18 protein-coding genes, 1 tRNA gene and 1 pseudogene are annotated in these 16,846 nt (G+C 60.0%); 7 read left to right on the plus strand and 13 right to left on the minus strand.

Going from position 1 to position 16,846, the window contains the following annotated elements:
- Window positions 1-78 precede the first annotated feature (78 nt).
- Window positions 79-678: a transglutaminase-like cysteine peptidase gene (locus ACZ9BX_RS14515; RefSeq protein WP_476218640.1), complete on the plus strand. Its 600-nt coding sequence runs from the start codon at window positions 79-81 to the stop codon at window positions 676-678.
- Window positions 679-848: 170 nt separating this feature from the next.
- Here ACZ9BX_RS14515 and mbfA read toward each other — a convergent pair whose 3' ends face one another.
- The gene (mbfA, locus tag ACZ9BX_RS14520) at window positions 849-1,832 is read right to left on the minus strand and encodes an iron exporter MbfA (protein ID WP_132560762.1); all 984 of its coding nucleotides are present in this window, start codon (window positions 1,830-1,832) and stop codon (window positions 849-851) included.
- Window positions 1,833-2,001: 169 nt separating this feature from the next.
- On the opposite strand from mbfA, the gene ACZ9BX_RS14525 reads away from it, so the two are divergent.
- On the plus strand, window positions 2,002-2,469 hold the full coding sequence (locus ACZ9BX_RS14525) for a group III truncated hemoglobin (RefSeq protein ID WP_476218641.1): 468 nt from the start codon (window positions 2,002-2,004) through the stop codon (window positions 2,467-2,469).
- Here ACZ9BX_RS14525 and ACZ9BX_RS14530 read toward each other — a convergent pair.
- From ACZ9BX_RS14530 to ACZ9BX_RS14550, 5 genes and pseudogenes are all read right to left on the minus strand, one after another.
- Window positions 2,466-3,377 carry an EamA family transporter gene (locus ACZ9BX_RS14530; RefSeq protein ID WP_132560766.1) on the minus strand — a complete coding sequence of 304 codons (912 nt, stop codon included), beginning with the start codon at window positions 3,375-3,377 and terminating at the stop codon, window positions 2,466-2,468. The genes ACZ9BX_RS14525 and ACZ9BX_RS14530 overlap by 4 nt on opposite strands.
- Before the next feature lie 99 nt (window positions 3,378-3,476).
- Window positions 3,477-4,031: a recombination regulator RecX gene (gene recX, locus ACZ9BX_RS14535; RefSeq protein WP_476218642.1), complete on the minus strand. Its 555-nt coding sequence runs from the start codon at window positions 4,029-4,031 to the stop codon at window positions 3,477-3,479.
- A gap of 13 nt (window positions 4,032-4,044) precedes the next feature.
- Window positions 4,045-5,070, minus strand: a complete 1,026-nt coding sequence (locus ACZ9BX_RS14540; protein ID WP_476218643.1) for a histone deacetylase family protein — start codon at window positions 5,068-5,070, stop codon at window positions 4,045-4,047.
- Between the two features lie 60 nt (window positions 5,071-5,130).
- Complete coding sequence (locus ACZ9BX_RS14545; protein WP_179213731.1) at window positions 5,131-5,652, minus strand: GNAT family N-acetyltransferase; 522 nt, start codon at window positions 5,650-5,652, stop codon at window positions 5,131-5,133.
- A gap of 19 nt (window positions 5,653-5,671) precedes the next feature.
- Window positions 5,672-6,242 (minus strand): annotated as a pseudogene (locus ACZ9BX_RS14550) (helix-turn-helix domain-containing protein).
- 145 nt (window positions 6,243-6,387) lie between these two features.
- Here ACZ9BX_RS14550 and lepA point away from each other — a divergent pair.
- Window positions 6,388-8,220: a translation elongation factor 4 gene (lepA, locus tag ACZ9BX_RS14555; RefSeq protein ID WP_476218644.1), complete on the plus strand. Its 1,833-nt coding sequence runs from the start codon at window positions 6,388-6,390 to the stop codon at window positions 8,218-8,220.
- Between the two features lie 137 nt (window positions 8,221-8,357).
- Here the strand turns inward: lepA and ACZ9BX_RS14560 are convergent, their stop codons facing one another.
- Both ACZ9BX_RS14560 and ACZ9BX_RS14565 read right to left on the minus strand, forming a co-directional pair.
- Window positions 8,358-8,810, minus strand: coding sequence for a GFA family protein (locus tag ACZ9BX_RS14560; RefSeq protein WP_027510563.1), 453 nt, complete (start codon window positions 8,808-8,810; stop codon window positions 8,358-8,360).
- A 135-nt stretch (window positions 8,811-8,945) separates the two neighbouring features.
- The gene (locus ACZ9BX_RS14565) at window positions 8,946-9,494 is read right to left on the minus strand and encodes a sugar O-acetyltransferase (RefSeq protein WP_476218645.1); all 549 of its coding nucleotides are present in this window, start codon (window positions 9,492-9,494) and stop codon (window positions 8,946-8,948) included.
- 174 nt (window positions 9,495-9,668) lie between these two features.
- Here ACZ9BX_RS14565 and ACZ9BX_RS14570 point away from each other — a divergent pair, with 174 nt between their 5' ends.
- Window positions 9,669-9,962 carry an Rdx family protein gene (locus ACZ9BX_RS14570; RefSeq protein WP_132560783.1) on the plus strand — a complete coding sequence of 98 codons (294 nt, stop codon included), beginning with the start codon at window positions 9,669-9,671 and terminating at the stop codon, window positions 9,960-9,962.
- A 3-nt stretch (window positions 9,963-9,965) separates the two neighbouring features.
- Here the strand turns inward: ACZ9BX_RS14570 and ACZ9BX_RS14575 are convergent, their stop codons facing one another.
- Window positions 9,966-10,385, minus strand: coding sequence for a BA14K family protein (locus ACZ9BX_RS14575; protein WP_476218646.1), 420 nt, complete (start codon window positions 10,383-10,385; stop codon window positions 9,966-9,968).
- A gap of 203 nt (window positions 10,386-10,588) precedes the next feature.
- Between ACZ9BX_RS14575 and ACZ9BX_RS14580 the strand changes: the two genes are divergently transcribed.
- Window positions 10,589-10,675 (plus strand) — tRNA-Leu (locus ACZ9BX_RS14580).
- Between the two features lie 66 nt (window positions 10,676-10,741).
- On the opposite strand, the gene ACZ9BX_RS14585 is transcribed toward ACZ9BX_RS14580, so the two are convergent.
- From ACZ9BX_RS14585 to ACZ9BX_RS14600, 4 genes are all read right to left on the minus strand, one after another.
- Complete coding sequence (locus ACZ9BX_RS14585; protein WP_476218647.1) at window positions 10,742-11,377, minus strand: NrsF family protein; 636 nt, start codon at window positions 11,375-11,377, stop codon at window positions 10,742-10,744.
- Window positions 11,364-11,930, minus strand: coding sequence for a sigma-70 family RNA polymerase sigma factor (locus ACZ9BX_RS14590; RefSeq protein WP_476218648.1), 567 nt, complete (start codon window positions 11,928-11,930; stop codon window positions 11,364-11,366). Before ACZ9BX_RS14590 ends, ACZ9BX_RS14585 begins: the two co-directional genes overlap by 14 nt.
- A 392-nt stretch (window positions 11,931-12,322) precedes the next feature.
- Window positions 12,323-12,655 (minus strand): hypothetical protein, encoded by a 333-nt coding sequence (locus ACZ9BX_RS14595; protein ID WP_476218649.1) that lies wholly within the window; start codon window positions 12,653-12,655, stop codon window positions 12,323-12,325.
- Between the two features lie 115 nt (window positions 12,656-12,770).
- Entirely contained in the window at window positions 12,771-14,363 is a 1,593-nt protein-coding gene (locus tag ACZ9BX_RS14600) for a GumC family protein (protein WP_476218650.1), read from the minus strand.
- A 133-nt stretch (window positions 14,364-14,496) separates the two neighbouring features.
- Here ACZ9BX_RS14600 and ACZ9BX_RS14605 point away from each other — a divergent pair, with 133 nt between their 5' ends.
- Window positions 14,497-15,561, plus strand: a complete 1,065-nt coding sequence (locus ACZ9BX_RS14605) for a glycoside hydrolase family 5 protein (protein WP_476218651.1) — start codon at window positions 14,497-14,499, stop codon at window positions 15,559-15,561.
- Window positions 15,540-16,808, plus strand: coding sequence for a hypothetical protein (locus ACZ9BX_RS14610; RefSeq protein WP_476218652.1), 1,269 nt, complete (start codon window positions 15,540-15,542; stop codon window positions 16,806-16,808). The genes ACZ9BX_RS14605 and ACZ9BX_RS14610 overlap by 22 nt, the downstream gene beginning before the upstream one ends.
- Window positions 16,809-16,846: the final 38 nt, after the last annotated feature.

A 16,846-nucleotide genomic window follows, 5' to 3' on the forward strand; every position in this document is an offset into this window, starting at 1 on the left:
GAAGTAATGATTGACTCCTCAACCCCCTCTCCGTTAACTCTTTGTTAATAAATACAAGGGCGATGCAGGGAAACGGGCGTGCGGATAAAGGGTTACTTGGTGGCCACAATGGCCATGTTTGCGATGTCTTCGGCCGCATTACCGGCCCCCACGAAAAACCTCTCGATGGTCACCGGCGGCGCTACCTCGCAGCCGATTGGCCATTATGATTTCTGCCAGACCCATCGGGCCGAATGCGGCGCGGATCGGAATGCAGGGCCTGCGGAAATGAAGAGTGAGAAGTGGGCTCTCGTCCGCTCGGTCAATTCCACCGTCAACAGCACCATCACCCCGATGACGGACAAGGAAATCTACGGCAAAGACGAAATCTGGGCTTACCCGACAACGGCGGGCGACTGTGAAGACTTTGCGCTCCTGAAGCGCCGCATCTTGATCCAGCGCGGTTTTGAGCCGGCAAACCTTCTGATGACCGTGGTTCGCAAGCCGGATGGCGAGGGCCATGCCGTGCTGACGCTGCGCACGGCCGAAGGCGACTTCATTCTCGACAATCTCGCTTCAAGCGTGAAGCCCTGGTTCGATACGCCGTATTCCTTCGTCAAGCGCCAGTCGAGCTTCAATGCCGGGCGTTGGGTCACCATAGAGAATGGCTACGACGTGCTGGTCGGCGCACTGAAGTAAGCAATCTCACAATATGAATGAATGCAAAAGGCCGGCTGAATGCCCGGCCTTTTTTCTTTTGGCTTTGTTTGCCGCGGCTGAGCCGGCCCTTCGCTTCGGCTGAGGGCGTTCGGCGCTGCAATCGATCCACCGGATCGATTGCCCGGGCTTTACCCGGCCGCGTCTCCCCCTCACCCATTGCCGATCAGGATGCCGGCGGCCAGCACCAGGCAGCCGCCAAGCACGACCTGAAAGGCCGCGCGCAGGAACGGCGTTTCCATATATCTGTTCTGGATGAACGCAATCGCCCATAGCTCGAAAAAGACGATGACGACGGCAGTGATCGTCGCGGTCCAAAATTGTGGAATGAGGTAAGGCAGCGCATGGCCGAGGCCGCCGAGCGTTGTCATGATGCCACAGGCGAGACCGCGCTTGACGGGCGAACCGCGCCCGGAAATCTTGCCGTCGTCATGTGCGGCTTCCGTGAAGCCCATCGAGATACCGGCGCCAACCGAAGCCGAAAGGCCGACTAGAAAAGTCTGCCACGTATCCTGCGTCGCAAAGGCGGCGGCAAAGATCGGCGCCAGCGTCGAGACGGAACCGTCCATCAGGCCCGCAAGGCCAGGCTGCACATAGGTAAGCACGAATTGCCGCCGCGCATTTTCGTCCTCGGCGTCCTTAACGTCTTCCGGCGTATGCTTGTCGCCGAGCATCTTGGCAATGTCTTCATGACCCTGTTCGGCAAGCGCCAGATCACCGAGCAACTGGCGTGTCGAGGCGTCCGAAGTCTGCTTTGCTGCCTCAACATAGAAGCGGTAGGCCTGTTCCTCCATCGTTTCGGTTTCCTGCCGCACCGCTTCCAGCGACAGGTTCTTGCGCAGCCAGTCCGGCTTGCGCTCATAAAAGCCCTGCACATGCTCGCGGCGGATCAGCGGAATGCGTTCGCCGAAACGCTGCCGATGGATTTCAATCAGCGACTTGCGGTGCGTATCCTCGACCTCAGCCATATCCTCGAAAACCTGAGCCGAGGCGGGATAGGCAGCTTTCAGCATGTCGGCATAGGCGAGATAGATGCGGGCGTCGTCCTCCTCCGAAGCAATCGCGAGTGCCAGAATTTCCTGTTCCGACAATGACTTGAATGAACGTTTGGACGACCTGAAAAACCGCGGCAGCATGGCACGCTCCATTTTAGAATTATTCTAAATCTAGACAGTGCGCCGTAAAGCGTCAAGCATCCGGCGGTCGATCTGACAGATTGCCGCAAGACGAATTGTGTACTTCAGTTGGAAACTGCAGATGCCTATATGATGCGTGCCGCAAGAAAGTGGCCATTCGGGGTTTAAGATGAGCGGTGAATTGCAGGGCCGGGCGGCAAATGTTGCCGCAATCCGCGAGCGGGCGGAAACGGAGATGAAGGCGATGGGCATCGACAATGCCTTCATCGACAGGCTGGTCGAGACCTTCTACGGCCGCGTCCTTGCACATCCCGAACTCGGCCCGGTTTTCGACGCCCGGCTTTCCGGCCGTTGGCCGGAACACATGTCGAAGATGAAGAATTTCTGGTCGTCCGTCGCATTCCGCAGCGGCGCCTACGGTGGGAAGCCCGTGCAAGCACATGTCGGTGTTGCCAACATGACGCCAGCTCTCTTTCCGCAATGGTTGGAGCTCTTTGCCGCAACGCTCGACGATATCGCTCCTAATGCCGAGGCAAAGGCGTGGTTCATGGCGACAGCGGAACGCATCGCGAAGAGCTTGACGCTTTCGCTATTCTACAACCCCGCACTCGACGATCCGGCGCGCAAGCCCGCCTAAGCTTTTTCCGTCGAAAAGGTCGCACCTGCGCTCGCTGCAACGACCAGAGCGGTGCCAAGCATCTGCAACATCGTCATGGGTTGGAAGAGGATGAGGAAGCCCGCAAGCGCGCCAATTGCCGGCTCCAAGCTCATGAGGATACCGAAAGCGGCCGTCGTCATCCGCCGTAACGCAATCATTTCCAAGGTATAAGGCAGGAGCGGAACAAGGATCGCCAAACCCGCCATCTCGACGAGGCCGTAGCCATCGAGGTTCGGCACGGCGCCCGCAAAGCCGAAGGGCGTGGCGACCACTGCGGCCACGATCAGCGACATGGAGAGGCCTTCGAGCCCTTGGAAAACCGCTCCGACCTTCTTCGTCAGCATGATATAGCACGCCCAGCCCGCGCCGGCGCCGAAGGCGAAGAGCACGCCAGGCAGATTGCCGACCCATTCCTCCCCGTTATAAGCGAGGAACAAGACGCCGGCGGCGGCAATTGCCGGCCAGATCAGACGGCGGGTAAGGCCGTAACCGAACGTCGCGACGGAAAGCGGGCCAAGGAAATCGATCGCGACCGCAAGCCCCAGGGGAATTCGCTCGATTGCCGCGAAGAAGGACATGGTCATCAACGCCGTCGTCGTGCCGAGAACCAGCGCGCCGATCCACTGCTCGCGGCTGTAGCGGAGCAATGGCGGACGAATGGCGATCGCAAGGATGACTGCCGCGAAAACAAGCCGCAGCCAAGAGGCACCGGCGGATCCATAGGCTGCGATCGCGCCGGAGGAGAATGCCGCGCCAAACTGAATAGATGACATCGACAGCAGGCACATCAGCGCACCGGCCGCAACACCGCCGGAAAATGCGGGCGCTGCTGCAGTCAACGCAACGGCACTGCCGTTTGCCGCTGGCTCGCCTGTCTTCTGATCCATTTCCCGCTCCTGATTTGCACCACTGATACGAAGGCAATGGCAGAACGGCAAATGCAAACTTCTGATCCGGACATAAGCGGGCTTTATGAACGGAGGCCGCTAAAGCGCCCGCCTGGTTTCGAGCACCTCGTCAGCTTCACTTGCGCTCATGCCAAAAACTTTTTTGCCGATCTCAAAGCTGAATCCATTGCGGGCGAAAGCTGAAAGCTCCTTCGCCTTCCGCTTCTCATCAAGGTCGCCACGCCGGAATGGCCCAAAGGCGCGCTTGCGGGCGAAGACGACGGCGGCGAACAGATCGTCGGCATACTCCAGCGCGGTATCGACGATATCGCCTGCCACTCCTTTCGAGGAGAGTTTCTGCGCGATGACCCGTTTCGATTTTCCGCCGCGCACGGCCGAACGCGTGCTCGCCGCAGCATAGGCGACATCGTCGAGCGCCTTCTGGTCATAGGCGAATTTGATTGCTGAACCGGCAAGCGCCGTCAACTGCGCCGGACTGATGTTTTCGAACTTCTGCTTCGCCTTTCGCGTGATCGCATCGAAGAGCTGTTTTTCCGTCATCATCCGGCGCTCGAGGCGATAGATCGTCGAGTTGCGTGCCCAGGAGAGCATGCGCAGCGTCGGAACATCGGATTGCTGATCTTGATCGTCCATCGGCAGGGCTTTTCTAACCCTCGAGGCCCTTCAGCATGTTGGCGACGTTAAGGCCGATTCCCGGTACGCCATAGCCGCCCTCCATGCAGGTCAATACCGGAAGATCCGCTTTGGCGATCATCGCGCCCATGCGCATGAAGTCATCTGAATTGAGCTTGAAGAAGGAGATCGGATCGCGTTCGAAGGTATCGACTCCAAGCGAGACGACGATGGCTTCGACTCCGAAAGCCTTGATGCGCGAAAGCGAATCCGCAAGCGCTGCCGACCAAGCAACCCAGGCCGTGCCGCGCGGCAACGGGTAGTTCGCATTGCAGTGCTCGCCATCACCCTCGCCGGTTTCATCGGCATAGCCCCAGAAATAGGGAAAGGCGTTGGCAGGTTCGCCGTGCAGCGAGGCGAAGAAGATATCGCCACGGCGATAGGTGATGTCCTGCGTGCCGTTGCCGTGATGGAAATCGACATCGAGGATCGCGACCTTCTTCGCGCCGAGATCCAGCAGGCGCTGTGCCGCGACGGCGGCATTGTTGATGAAGCAATAGCCGCCGAAAAGATCGATGCCCGCGTGATGGCCGGGCGGGCGGCAGAGCGAAAAGGCGAAGCGATTGCCGGCGTTCAGCCAGTCGGCACCGGTGAGCGCGCATTGCATCGAAGCGATCGCCGCCTCGTAGGTGCCGTTGGTGATCGAGGTTTCGGTGGCATTGGCGTAATAGCCAAGCATGCCATCGATATCGTTCGGCACGCGCTGCGTCGCGCGGCGAACCGGGAGCGAGGTCGGGATCGCTTCGCCCGCAGCGCCGCTCGCCTTCCACAAACTCCAAGCCTTCGACAGGAAATCGATATAGCCGGCATCATGGACTTTCAGAGCCGTTTCCAGTCCATGCCGCTCCGGCACGACAATATCCGAAAAGCCCGCCTCCTTCACCGCCTCCAATATCCACTCGGCGCGGAAAGGGCCTTCGAATGGCGTCACAAGAAGACCACCATGCAGTTCGGTCTTCGCATCACGCAGCTTGTGGTCTTCGGAATAGATGACGCGCACCGACTTCTCCCTGATTTATTTGTCGGATAAGGCGCGGCGGATGCACGCCTTGTCAATGGCTTAAGCGGCGATGCGCTTGTAGAAGAGCGTGGTCGCGCAATAGCCGCCCTCCGGCCACATCGCATAGTCGGGGATGACGCCGGCGTGCTGCCAGCCGAGGCGCGGATAGATTACCTCCGCTTCGCTGCCGGTTGCGGTGTCGAGCACCAGCAGACGCTTGCCGTGTTTTGCGGCTTCGCGTTCGATCGCCTCCATCAACAGCCGCGCCAGGCCCTTACCGCGCGCAGCACGATGCACGAGCAGTTTCTTCAAATCGCCACGATGCGGCTGGTTCGGCATCGAGGCGAAGCCTACCTGCACCGTCCCGACGATCTTTCCGTCGAGTTCCGCAACGGCCAGCAGAGTGACCCCTGCCTCGACACTTTCGACGATGCCCTGCCAGTAAGGCTCGGCATCGACTGGCGTATAAGGCTGCATAAAGCCAACGGATGCGCCGCCATTGACGCAATCCGCAAGCACTTCGCAAAGATCCGGAATGGCCGTGCGGGCCTGTTGTGCATCGAGAATACGAACGGTCATCATCTGCTCCTGAAAAATCAAATCAGCGGCGGCTGCGGTTGAGGACAACGCAATAGCGGCGCGGGTTTGCTGGTGGGATTGTGGAAGGCATGCCCTTCGCCGACCGGCATGAAGAGGCAATCGCCGGGGAAGAGGCGATATACCGTTTCGCCGTTGGTCATCTCCATCTCGCCTTCGAACACCCAGACGTGCTGCGTCATGCCATGGCTTGCTGCATGCGGCGGAAAGCTGACGCGGGCGCCGGCCGGAAACTCTACGTCGACGATATCGACCTCGGACGAGGTTCCAGGCGGCGAAACGGAGCGGCGGACGTAACCGGTTTCTGGATCGCGCCACACCTGCTGCTCGTGGCGTCTCGCCAGCGGCGAGACTTCCTGCCCCTCATCGGCAAAGAAGGCCGAAAGCGAGAGTTCCAGCGCAGCACAGACCCTTGCAAGCAGCGAGGCCGTCGGGCTCACCTCCGCCCGCTCGATGCGCGAGATCATCGCGCGGCTGACGCCGGAGGCATTGGCGAGATCATCCAGCGTCAGGGCCTTTTCGATCCTGAGCTTGCGGATGCGGTTGCCGATCGCCGTTTCGAGTTCCTGTTCCATCACGTTGGGGCTCATTGATTCTACTATAAGAGAAATACATGACCAGATAGTGGAATCAAGCAGTTTTGTGGTCGCCTTTGCCCGGTATTTTTATCCTAAACGGAGTCCTGCTTTTCCGCTTTGCGGCAGGGGACGGCACTGCTATATGGCGCGCATGAGCACCAATCCGACGACTCCGCTGTCCCATATCCGCAATTTCTCGATCGTGGCCCACATCGACCACGGCAAATCGACGCTTGCCGACCGCCTGATCCAGACGACCGGCGGCCTTGCCGCGCGCGAAATGTCCGAGCAGGTGCTGGACAATATGGATATCGAGCGCGAGCGCGGCATCACCATCAAGGCGCAGACCGTGCGCCTGCACTACAAGGCGAAGGACGGCGAGACCTATATCCTGAATCTGATCGACACGCCCGGCCACGTTGACTTCGCCTACGAAGTCTCGCGGTCGCTGTCGGCCTGCGAGGGCTCGCTGCTCGTCGTCGACGCGAGCCAGGGCGTCGAAGCCCAGACACTCGCCAACGTCTATCAGGCAATCGACAACAACCACGAGCTCGTCACCGTTCTCAACAAGATCGACCTGCCGGCGGCAGAACCTGAGCGCATCAAGGAGCAGATCGAGGAAGTGATCGGCATCGATGCTTCCGAGGCGGTGCTGATTTCTGCCAAGACCGGGCTCGGCATTCCCGATGTGCTGGAAGCGATCGTTAACAAGCTGCCGGCGCCGAAGAGCCCGGGTGGCGAAAAGGCGCCGCTGAAGGCACTGCTCGTCGACAGCTGGTACGATGCCTATCTCGGCGTCATGGTTCTGGTGCGCGTCATCGACGGCGTTCTGACCAAAGGCCAGACGATCCGGATGATGGGCACGGGGGCCAAGTATCAGGTGGAGCGCGTCGGCGTACTGACGCCGAAGATGGTCAATGTCGATTCCCTTGGCCCTGGCGAGATCGGCTTTATCACCGGCAGCATCAAGGAAGTGGCCGATACCCGCGTCGGAGATACGATCACCGAGGACAAGCGACCGACGGCGGAAGCGCTGCCGGGTTTCAAGCCCGCCCAGCCCGTCGTCTTCTGCGGACTCTTCCCGGTCGATGCCGCCGATTTCGAGAATCTGCGCGCCGCGATGGGCAAGCTGCGCCTCAACGACGCCTCCTTCTCCTTCGAGATGGAATCCTCCGCGGCGCTCGGCTTCGGCTTCCGTTGCGGCTTCCTCGGCTTGCTTCATCTCGAAATCATCCAGGAGCGCCTGGAACGCGAGTTCGACCTCGACCTCATCGCGACGGCGCCTTCCGTCGTCTACAAAATGTACATGACCGACGGTACGGAACGCGAGCTGCACAATCCCGCCGACATGCCGGATGTCGTGAAGATCTCCGAGATCCACGAGCCCTGGATCAGGGCCACGATCCTGACGCCGGACGATTATCTCGGCGGCATCCTGAAGCTCTGCCAGGACCGGCGGGGCATCCAGATCGAACTTACTTATGTCGGCACGCGCGCGATGCTGACATACGATCTGCCGCTCAATGAAGTTGTCTTTGATTTCTACGACCGGCTGAAGTCGATCTCGAAGGGCTACGCCTCCTTCGACTATGCGCTGACCGACCACCGCGAAGGCAATCTCGTGAAGATGTCGATCCTCGTCAACGGCGAGCCGGTCGACGCGCTGTCGATGATGGTGCACCGGATGGCTGCCGAAAAGCGCGGCCGCGATATGTGCGAGAAGCTCAAGGAGCTGATCCCGAAGCACATGTTCAAGATCCCGATCCAGGCCGCGATCGGCGGCAACGTCATTGCCCGCGAAACCATCTCCGCGCTGCGCAAAGACGTGACCGCCAAGTGCTACGGCGGCGACGCCACCCGCAAGCGCAAGCTGCTCGACAAGCAGAAGGCGGGCAAGAAGCGCATGCGCCAGTTCGGCAAGGTGGAAATCCCGCAGGAGGCGTTTATTGCGGCGCTGAAAATGGGCGACGAGTAAAGCCTTCCCCTTCGACGTTATGCGCATATTGTATGCGCATAACACAACTTCGATGGACTACCGCCATGCGTCGACCTGCCCGGAAGGGCCGCGCTTGGCTTCAGTGCAAGGGGTCAGAAATCGGAAGGCTTCTAAGCCTATCCCCGCGCCATATACTCCTTGACCAACCCCTCGTAGGCATTCATTTCCGGCAGCGTTTCATAGCTATACACCGCGCCGGTTTCCGCAAATGACAGCTTCTCCCTTGTCCAAGTCTCGATGAAGGGCGTGAACCAGCTTGCATCATCCAGCATGGTGGCGCGCAGATTGACGAACCAGTCCATGCCTTCCGGACGGGTGAACATCCAGCTCATGCAGTGCGGGCAGAAATAGTGTTTTGTCACGCCATGCAAACCGCCGATGACGGGCTCGCCTCGAGTGACTTCGAAGCCTTCCGCCGGAATCGCGGCGCTCAGAGAATAGGCGCTAGACGACATTTTCTGGCAGCCGGTGCAATGGCACGCCATGGTCAGCAGCGGCTTTGCGCTTACCTTCAACCTCACCCGGCCGCAACGGCAGCCGCCTTCCCATGGCAAGTTCTTGTTGATCATCGGGTTCTCCTCCCTGTTCGCCGTTGATCTAGCGTCATCTGCCGTCAATCAAGATCAGTGCGCGCTTGCAATGGCTTCGCGACCGGCGCTGCGCGCTCTCCCCTCCACCAGGGAAAGGCAAAGCAGAGAAGGCGCTTATGTTCTGCCATGTATCCGCGCCGGATTACCGGTGACCGTCGCACCGGCCGGCACATCTTTCGTCACAACTGCGCCCGCGCCGACGATCGCGCCGTCCCCAACCGACACGCCGAGGATGATCGCACCGCCGCCGATCCAGACATCTTCGCCGATCATCACCGGCCGCGCCATCTCGATCCCGGCTTTGCGAAGAGCGACGTCCTTGTGATGCTCGGCACAATAAATATGCACGCCCGGCCCCAGCATGGACCGATCGCCGATCACCACTGTTCCCGAATCGAGGATGGTGCAGCCTGCATTGAGGTAGACGCGACTGCCGAGGGTTATGTTCACGCCATAGGAACAATGGAACGGCGCCTCGATGAACGCGTCGGCAGGCGCCTTCGCGAGCAGCGCCGCCAGCGCTGGCGCGATGCTGCCGCGTTCGTCCGGCAGCATCGTGTTGTGCTGGTAAACGGCGTTGCGCGCCAGCTGCCGCAACGCCTCGAGTTCGCCATCGAGGCAGCAATACCATTCACCGGCCGTCATCTTCTCCCGCTCGCTCATCTGTCTCTCCGATGTTGGCCGCCTGCGTGTTAAGCGCATTGTGCCGCGAGAAGCGGGGCACCCGCGATGCCCCAGCTGACCTGCAACATGAACATGTGACGGCCTGTCGACGCAAGCCGGGCGTTGCGAAGCGGCCACGAAGGCCCTAAATCAAACCTGAAAGGGAGCCCGCCGATGACCGAAAAAGCCCGTGTGACGATCCTCTACTGCACCCAATGCAATTGGCTGCTGCGCGCCGGCTGGATGGCGCAGGAACTACTGCACACATTTTCGGACAGCCTCGCCGAAGTGGCGCTCATTCCCGGCACGGGCGGGAATTTCGAGATCCGCGTCAACGGCGACCTCATCTGGGAACGCAACCGCGACGGCGGTTTTCCAGGACCGAAGGAGCTCAAGCAGCGAGTGCGGGACATCATCGAGCCCGGCCGCGATCTCGGCCATGCCGACCGGGTTTCGCTGGAGAGCTGACACTCAGTCAAAGGGCGAATTGCAGGTCTTGTAGATGCCCTCGTAGGTCACGAAACGATCGGTCCGCGGATTGTAGGTCCGGTACTGATTTCGGCACCATTCGACATGCATATCTTTCGCTGGCGGACGTATCCGCCGGATCGGCGGCGGATCATAGGAAAGCTGCGGCCTGGGCTGGGCGCGCGGCTGGTAATAGGTCGGCCCTCTCGCTCCCGGCGGTCGATAGTTTGGCTGGATATAGGAAGGGCGGTGCCACTGCTGGGGCCCGAAGCCGAAGCAGCCGCGATAATCGCAATAGGTCGACTGCACATTGATGATTGCCGGATTGCGCGGCTGTGGCGGCACGAGCGGAGGCGCGGCACCGGCTGCAAGGGGCACAAAACCGATGACGGAGCCCAAGATGATCGTTCGAAGCGCAGACATCACTGAATCCTTTCTGCTGCTGCAGATATAGAACAACCGCCGCCGCATAGCATCCACCACAAGGTCGAACGCCGTTCAGTTCGGCGTGATCGCCCCAACCCGGCTTCTTCGGGAAACGTATCCGGTCTTTTTTGCCGACTGTCAGGAAAACTTCAAAAACCCGGTTGACAGCAAAGAGCCACCCCCGTACATGGCTCTCCGTCGCCCAGATGGCGGAATTGGTAGACGCGCCAGCTTCAGGTGCTGGTACCCGAAAGGGTGTGGAGGTTCGAGTCCTCTTCTGGGCACCATTCCATTTCCAAGATAGCAAAAGAGCCGATGCCAACGGCCACGGTCTCGTGACCGCCGCTGTCTTCTTACCACTTCAGATATCGTGATCCGATTAGCGCGCCGAGGGCGGTGACTGCGGCGATTGCCGTGGTGTACCAGACCGCGAGAAACAGCGGGCTGTCGTCCGGGCAATGCCAGGCGTAAAGCGCTGCCGCTATGCCGCCAGCGGCGAGGCCTGCGGCCGCGCCGGCAAGGGCTGGGCGTTCCGGAGCGCCGTTTTTCAGTGCCCAGAGGAACCCGGCAAGCGGCGCAAACGATAGGATCGAGATGAAGAACAGGCAGAAGCGCGCGTTGCGGCCCAGCATCGCGGTTTCCCATGCATCCTGCGGAATGGCCATCAATTCGGCTGCAGTGCCTGCCGCGAGCAGGATTAGCGGCACGAACAGTGCTAGGCTTGAAAGCCTCAGCGACACGGCCGGCCGGCCAATGCGAAAGACAAGCCCGCAAGCGGTGACGGCGAGCGTCAGGGTCACGAACATCTTGAAGAGCACACGTGCGGTTTCGATTGCGCTTGCCATGTCGTGGCGGATACCGACTGCCGACAAAAACAACGCTGCAGAGACCGCCACGCCGATCAGCAGCCCACCCATGAGCAAGGGGCCGAGCCGCGTGCGGACAGGCGCGTCTTGTGCCAGGAGGCTGATCAGGTCATCGGTCTTCACTCGTCTCACTCCGGTATAAGGCCGCCAGCGACTTCAGCGCACGGTGCAGCGCAACGCGCACCGCACCTTCGCTCATTTTCAGCCTTTCGGCCGTTTCGCGAACACCTGCTCCCTCGATCGAAATCGAGCGCACGATATCACGCTGCGGATCCTTCAGGCGCTTCAACATATGTTCGGCATCGAGCCGATCCAAATTGCCCGCCTGTTCTTCCGCTTCGAGCGTTGCCATCACGTCATCGATCGGCACATCGATGTGACGGCCGCGGCGGCGCAGGCTGTCAATCAGCTTGTTGCGCACGATCGTCGACAGCCAAGGACCGATCGGGCGCGCCGGATCCCAGGTTCCACGCTTCAGGTGAACGGCCAGCAGCACCTCCTGCACGACGTCTTCCGCCTCGCTTGCCGCCGCGCCGAACTGGTCGCAGCGTCTGCGGGCCATGGCGCGTAAATGAGGTGTCACAGCTGAAAGAAAGCGGTGATAGGCCTGCGCATCGCCACCCATGGCGCTACGCATCCAGCCTGCCCATTCCTCTTCCCGCGCCGAATATCTCACCCGACATCTTCCTCTACGAGACGGCACACATTTTTGTTACCGGCCGTTCGAAATTCTTTTCGCCACACCCAGAGAGCGCCGCTCTCAGGCGTTTTTCTCCCGCAATCGCGCAAACGGCAAGCCCGGCCGGCGAAAAAGTGCTCGGCTAAGGCTGCAAGATGTGCGGCGAGTCACGGATCGATAAACGGCACCCGATGTCCGTCTGGAACAGGTAGACTGCATTTTCGCTTACCTGCCAGGGGTCGACCTCGGTTTCTCGGCATGACGCTGGTGATCGAAGTCTTCGTCTATCCCGACGCACGGCACCTCGGCCGTCTGCTTCCTGGTCATCATCGCAGGCGGACCGGGACGCGTCTCAGGCGCGCGGCATTTTTCCTGCACGGCACGAGGTGTCAGCGCACAGGCTGATAGTGGCCTCTCGCTGGCACCTGCGTGCCCTGGCTCACATAGCCGTCACGATCGCACACATAGACGATGGTCGGCATGCCGCCGGAGCGGAAAATCCAGTCCCCATTGCGGCGGATGCCGCGCGTTTCGGTGCGGCAGGCATATTGCTCCTCATCCTTCTTGTCCGGCTGAGACTTGACCCCGGGGAGATCGGGATAGGGATAGAGCGACTGAACGTCTGCTTTGCCCGCACGATTCCAATCCGTTGCAAAAGCCGGTTCGGCAATCAGACTGCTGGCAACAGAAAGGGCAGCGAGCAAGATTGGCAGGGATCGCATATCGGTGGCCTTTCATTGCCGGACGGACGCCAGTGGCGTTCACCTTCGGATTTAGGAAGCGTCCCGGCGGTGATCAAGCTTTTGGCAGCAAGGGCAACGACAGATCGATCCGGCCCTAGGCTTCTCGGCGGAAATAGCCTCGGACGAGCGGATGCGCGAAGAGGCTTGCAAGGATCGCAATCGCAGCGCCGGCGGCAAAGCCGGCGAAGAGCCCGCCGATAACGCCGGCCGCCAGCAGAACCTTCTTGCCGGGACCGTCCGGTTTCGTTGGCGGTTCGGCTTCTGAAATGACGCGGATGTTGCTCTGAGGTAGGTTCTGTTCCTCGGTCGTCTGGCTGGAGCGCTTCAGAACGGTCTCGTAGATTTCGCGGGCGGCCGTCGCCTTGCGCTGCAGTTCGTTGAGTTCGACCTGCTTGTCGGATGTGGTCGCCTGCAGCGCCTTTTGAATGTTCAGTTCCTTGGCGATCGCGTCCTCGGCTTTCTTCGCCTGGTCGTAATCGGCGCGCGCCGAGGTCACCATGCGCTGCAATTCACCCTTTATCTCGCCCGAAATACTCTGCAGCGACGAGCGGGCGGCCTGCAGTCGCGGATGCCGGGCGCCCATCTGGCTCTCGAGGCTGCCGACAATTGCGGCCTGCGTAGCATATTGCTGTCGAAGGCTCGCGAGCGACGAGTTCACCGAATTGCGGTCCGTCTGGCTGTTGGCGACAATATCCTCGAAGCTCATGTTCGCGGCCGCATCCGCGCGAGCCTTGGCCTGGATGGTTTTTTCCTGTGCGGTCAGCAAAAGCGTATTCAAGGACGCAAGGCGCTGGTCGGAGATCAGATTGCCCTCCGTCGCCGCCATGTCGTTGTCGGCGCGGAAGGTTTCGACGGCTTGCTCGGCCTCCTGCACCTTCTGGCGCAGATCGGTCAGGCGAACATCAAGCGTTGCGGTGGTATTTTCGTATAGACCGGTCGAGGCACTGCTTTCCTCCTGCATGAAGGAAGTCACGACCTGGTTTGCAAGCGTGGCGGATTTCTCCGGATTATTCGTTACCGCCGTCAAGGATACGACATAGGTGCTGCTCTGCCGGGTGATCGTAAGCGCCGTCTGCAATGCACTGACCACGGCCGCATCGTCGCTCCGGCCGCCGTTGAATTCCGGATCCTGCGCAAGCTTCATGGTATCGGCAACCCGGCGCAACACATTGCCGGACATCAGGATCTGCACCTGGCTGTCGATCATCGACGAGATCATCTCCGGCGAGATCGCCGATGATTGCGGCGCCGGATCAGCAAGGCCGATCTGGCGCGGATCGAAATAAAGGCTGGTGCTCGCGGTGAATTTCTGCGGCAGCGACGGTAGCAGCGCTCCGCCCGCCAATGCGCCGAGCACGGCAAGACCGAGAACAATCAGCCTTCTGTTCCAGATTGCAAAAATGATCGATCGCGTATCAAGAAGCGGCGCGTCGGGATCGACGGAAACCGGTGCCGGACGGACAACATCGCGCTCCGGCTGCGGTGGCAAAGGCGGCGTCTGGTCGCGCAGATCTCTTTCCGCGGGAGCGGGCGACTGCGGTGCTTCCGGCTCGAAAACAGGCTTTGCGAAGTCGCCAGGTCTCAAGACTGGCGTGCGCGCAGGAGAGCTTTCCGGCGCGGTTGGCGCAGGCTCGTAGCTTCGCCAGCTAGGCAGCCGGCTGACTCTGTTCCTGTCGAATTGGCTCATAGACACACTCGTGACCCGCCGACGCAGACCTTTGGCGGAGGCAGATCAACTTTAGAAATCCTTAGCTAACGGAGCGTTAAGATACCCTACCCGATATTGCCGGAACATGGCAAAGCTCCTGAAAGCGAGATCAATGAAAGCCGCCTTTTCGCCCTGGCGCCGCATGCTGACGATCGCCGCGGCAATAGTGCTGCCATTGCACGCTGGCCTTGCCGAAGCAGCGGGGCCTTGCTTTCGCGGCATCAATCTTTCCGGTGCGGAGTTCGGCAATCCGGGTGGAGAGATTTTCAAGGATTATGCTTACCCCTCAGAAGAGACGATCGGCTACTTCCGTAAGAAGGGGATGAATATCGTTCGCTTGCCGTTCTTGTGGGAGCGACTGCAGCCCGAACTCGGGCAGGCCCTGAACGACGATGAGCTCCAGCGCATCAAGGATACGGTGACCCTTTTGCGCAAACACAAGATGAGCGTCATTCTCGATCCACACAATTATGCCCAATACAAGAAAGCGCAGGTCGGAACGCCGCCGGTGACGACGCTGGCATTCGCCGATTTCTGGACTCGGCTCGCCGTCGAATTTGCCGATCAGCAGGACGTGATTTTCGGGCTCATGAACGAGCCCTATGACATCGCCAGCGACAAATGGTTGAGCGCTGCCAATGCCGCGATCCGCGGCATCCGTGCGGTCGGCGCCGGCAATCTCATCCTCGTGCCAGGCACGAAATGGACGGGAGCCCATTCCTGGCAGTCAGACGGCCCGGGCGGGCCGAACGGCACCATAATGCTTGGCGTCAAGGACCCGCGCAGGAACTATGCCTATGAGGTTCACCAGTACTTCGACAGCGATTCCTCCGGTACGCACGAGGAATGTTCCGGCAATGAGAACGCCAGGAAGGCTATCGTCAGCATGTCTGATTGGGCGCGCAAGCACGGCACCCGAGTGCTGCTGGGCGAATTCGGTGTCTCGCAAGCGCCGGAATGCGTCGCCGGATTGAAAGCGGTTTTGGATACGATGCAGGAAAACGGCGACGTCTGGCTCGGCTGGACATACTGGGTCGCAGGCGATTGGTGGCCGCAAACCGAGCCGTTGAACGTGCAGCCGCACGACGGCCATGAACGAAAGCAAATCACAGTGCTGGAGGCTGCCGCTAAGGCGCCGGCTCCCGCAGAGGACGCATGCCGGACACGAGGCAGGTGATGATGGCACTGCGGGAAGCATTAGCAAAGGAACAGATCGACTACGGCCTCCTGGCCGTCGGCGTATTGTCGGTTACCTACAATTGCCTTCTCGCCTTCATCAATCACAACATCACGCCGCTTGCGTCGTCGCATGTCGTCCTCAGTGAGATCCTGCTGCTGGTCTATAGTTTTGGCTTCATATTGAAGCGCGGGCTCTACGAGGAGGATCTCGCGCCTCTTGGCTATTTGCTGGCGACGATTTTCCTCACGATCTATGTGATGGTCACCAACCGCGCAGGCTATATCGACCACCTGCGCAACGTGCTTATCATCTTCGCCTTCGTCATCATGGGTCGATGGACGAACGAGCGAACGCTGAAGCTGATCTTCAAGACCTGCTGCATTGTTGTGCTGGCGGTGCTGATCTGCGAAATCGTCTCCGTACAAGCCTATGTAGCATTGTTCCATCCGGCCGAATATTTCGAGAACACTCGCGGTGTGCCGCGCGCCACCTATAGCGACATCGGCCTTTTCCGCGGCGCCCTTGGCTTCCCGTCCCGCTTTTCCTTCGGGATCATCGATCACCGGTCCTCATCGATCTTCCTGGAGCAGGTATCGCTTGCCAATTTCTGCGGTGTACTAGTCATCTATCTCGTCAGCTTTTCCAATCGCTTGAGATTATTCGACCGGCTGCTTTTCCTCTTCACCGTCGTGTTGATTCTGGTCACCAACGACACGCGCACGATGCTTATTTTCAGCGTGGTCTGCCTCGGTGGATACTTTATCTATCCGTGGATTCCGAAGATCTGCGATTTCTTGATGATGCCGGCGATCATCACCATGGGCTTTGTCATCCATGCATTCCGCCCTGATGCCCATGACGACGATTTCGTCGGCCGCATCAGCGGGACCGTTCGAAACATCTTTGCCATGGACATCCCGGCGACTCTTGGCCTTGAACTCGAGAAAGCCACGACTTTCGTCGACAGCGGCTACGTCTACATAACCTACGGCGCGACGATCTTCGGCCTCATCCTCTTCTGGCTGTTTGTCTCTTTTTTCCCGGCAGGCGAGACGCCGAACCAGAAGCGTCTTGCGCATTCGCTATCGCTTTTCATGTTCCTGAACCTGATGATCGGCTCCACGGCGATCTTCTCCATGAAGACGGCCGGCCTTGTCTGGCTGCTCGTTGGGTTCCTGAAAGTCAACGAGGGCGTGCGCGGGAAACGCGCTGTCGGTAAAGTAGGCACGCCGATTTCCGCCTGAACGGTTGCGCGGCGGGGATACGAGACGCCGCAGGCGGG

This window comes from Rhizobium sp. USDA 3886, from assembly GCF_056279785.1.

Excerpts from the sequence above, each read along its gene's own strand:
- ACZ9BX_RS14570 (WP_132560783.1), top strand. The coding sequence starts at position 9,669 with ATGACCGAAAAAGCCCGTGTGACGATCCTCTACTGCACCCAATGCAAT.
- ACZ9BX_RS14565 (WP_476218645.1), bottom strand. The coding sequence starts at position 9,494 with ATGAGCGAGCGGGAGAAGATGACGGCCGGTGAATGGTATTGCTGCCTC.
- ACZ9BX_RS14530 (WP_132560766.1), bottom strand. The coding sequence starts at position 3,377 with ATGGATCAGAAGACAGGCGAGCCAGCGGCAAACGGCAGTGCCGTTGCG.
- mbfA (WP_132560762.1), bottom strand. The coding sequence starts at position 1,832 with ATGCTGCCGCGGTTTTTCAGGTCGTCCAAACGTTCATTCAAGTCATTG.
- ACZ9BX_RS14575 (WP_476218646.1), bottom strand. The coding sequence starts at position 10,385 with ATGTCTGCGCTTCGAACGATCATCTTGGGCTCCGTCATCGGTTTTGTG.
- ACZ9BX_RS14605 (WP_476218651.1), top strand. The coding sequence starts at position 14,497 with ATGAAAGCCGCCTTTTCGCCCTGGCGCCGCATGCTGACGATCGCCGCG.
- ACZ9BX_RS14595 (WP_476218649.1), bottom strand. The coding sequence starts at position 12,655 with ATGCGATCCCTGCCAATCTTGCTCGCTGCCCTTTCTGTTGCCAGCAGT.
- recX (WP_476218642.1), bottom strand. The coding sequence starts at position 4,031 with ATGGACGATCAAGATCAGCAATCCGATGTTCCGACGCTGCGCATGCTC.
- ACZ9BX_RS14600 (WP_476218650.1), bottom strand. The coding sequence starts at position 14,363 with ATGAGCCAATTCGACAGGAACAGAGTCAGCCGGCTGCCTAGCTGGCGA.
- ACZ9BX_RS14560 (WP_027510563.1), bottom strand. The coding sequence starts at position 8,810 with ATGATCAACAAGAACTTGCCATGGGAAGGCGGCTGCCGTTGCGGCCGG.
- ACZ9BX_RS14610 (WP_476218652.1), top strand. The coding sequence starts at position 15,540 with ATGCCGGACACGAGGCAGGTGATGATGGCACTGCGGGAAGCATTAGCA.
- ACZ9BX_RS14545 (WP_179213731.1), bottom strand. The coding sequence starts at position 5,652 with ATGATGACCGTTCGTATTCTCGATGCACAACAGGCCCGCACGGCCATT.
- lepA (WP_476218644.1), top strand. The coding sequence starts at position 6,388 with ATGGCGCGCATGAGCACCAATCCGACGACTCCGCTGTCCCATATCCGC.
- ACZ9BX_RS14525 (WP_476218641.1), top strand. The coding sequence starts at position 2,002 with ATGAGCGGTGAATTGCAGGGCCGGGCGGCAAATGTTGCCGCAATCCGC.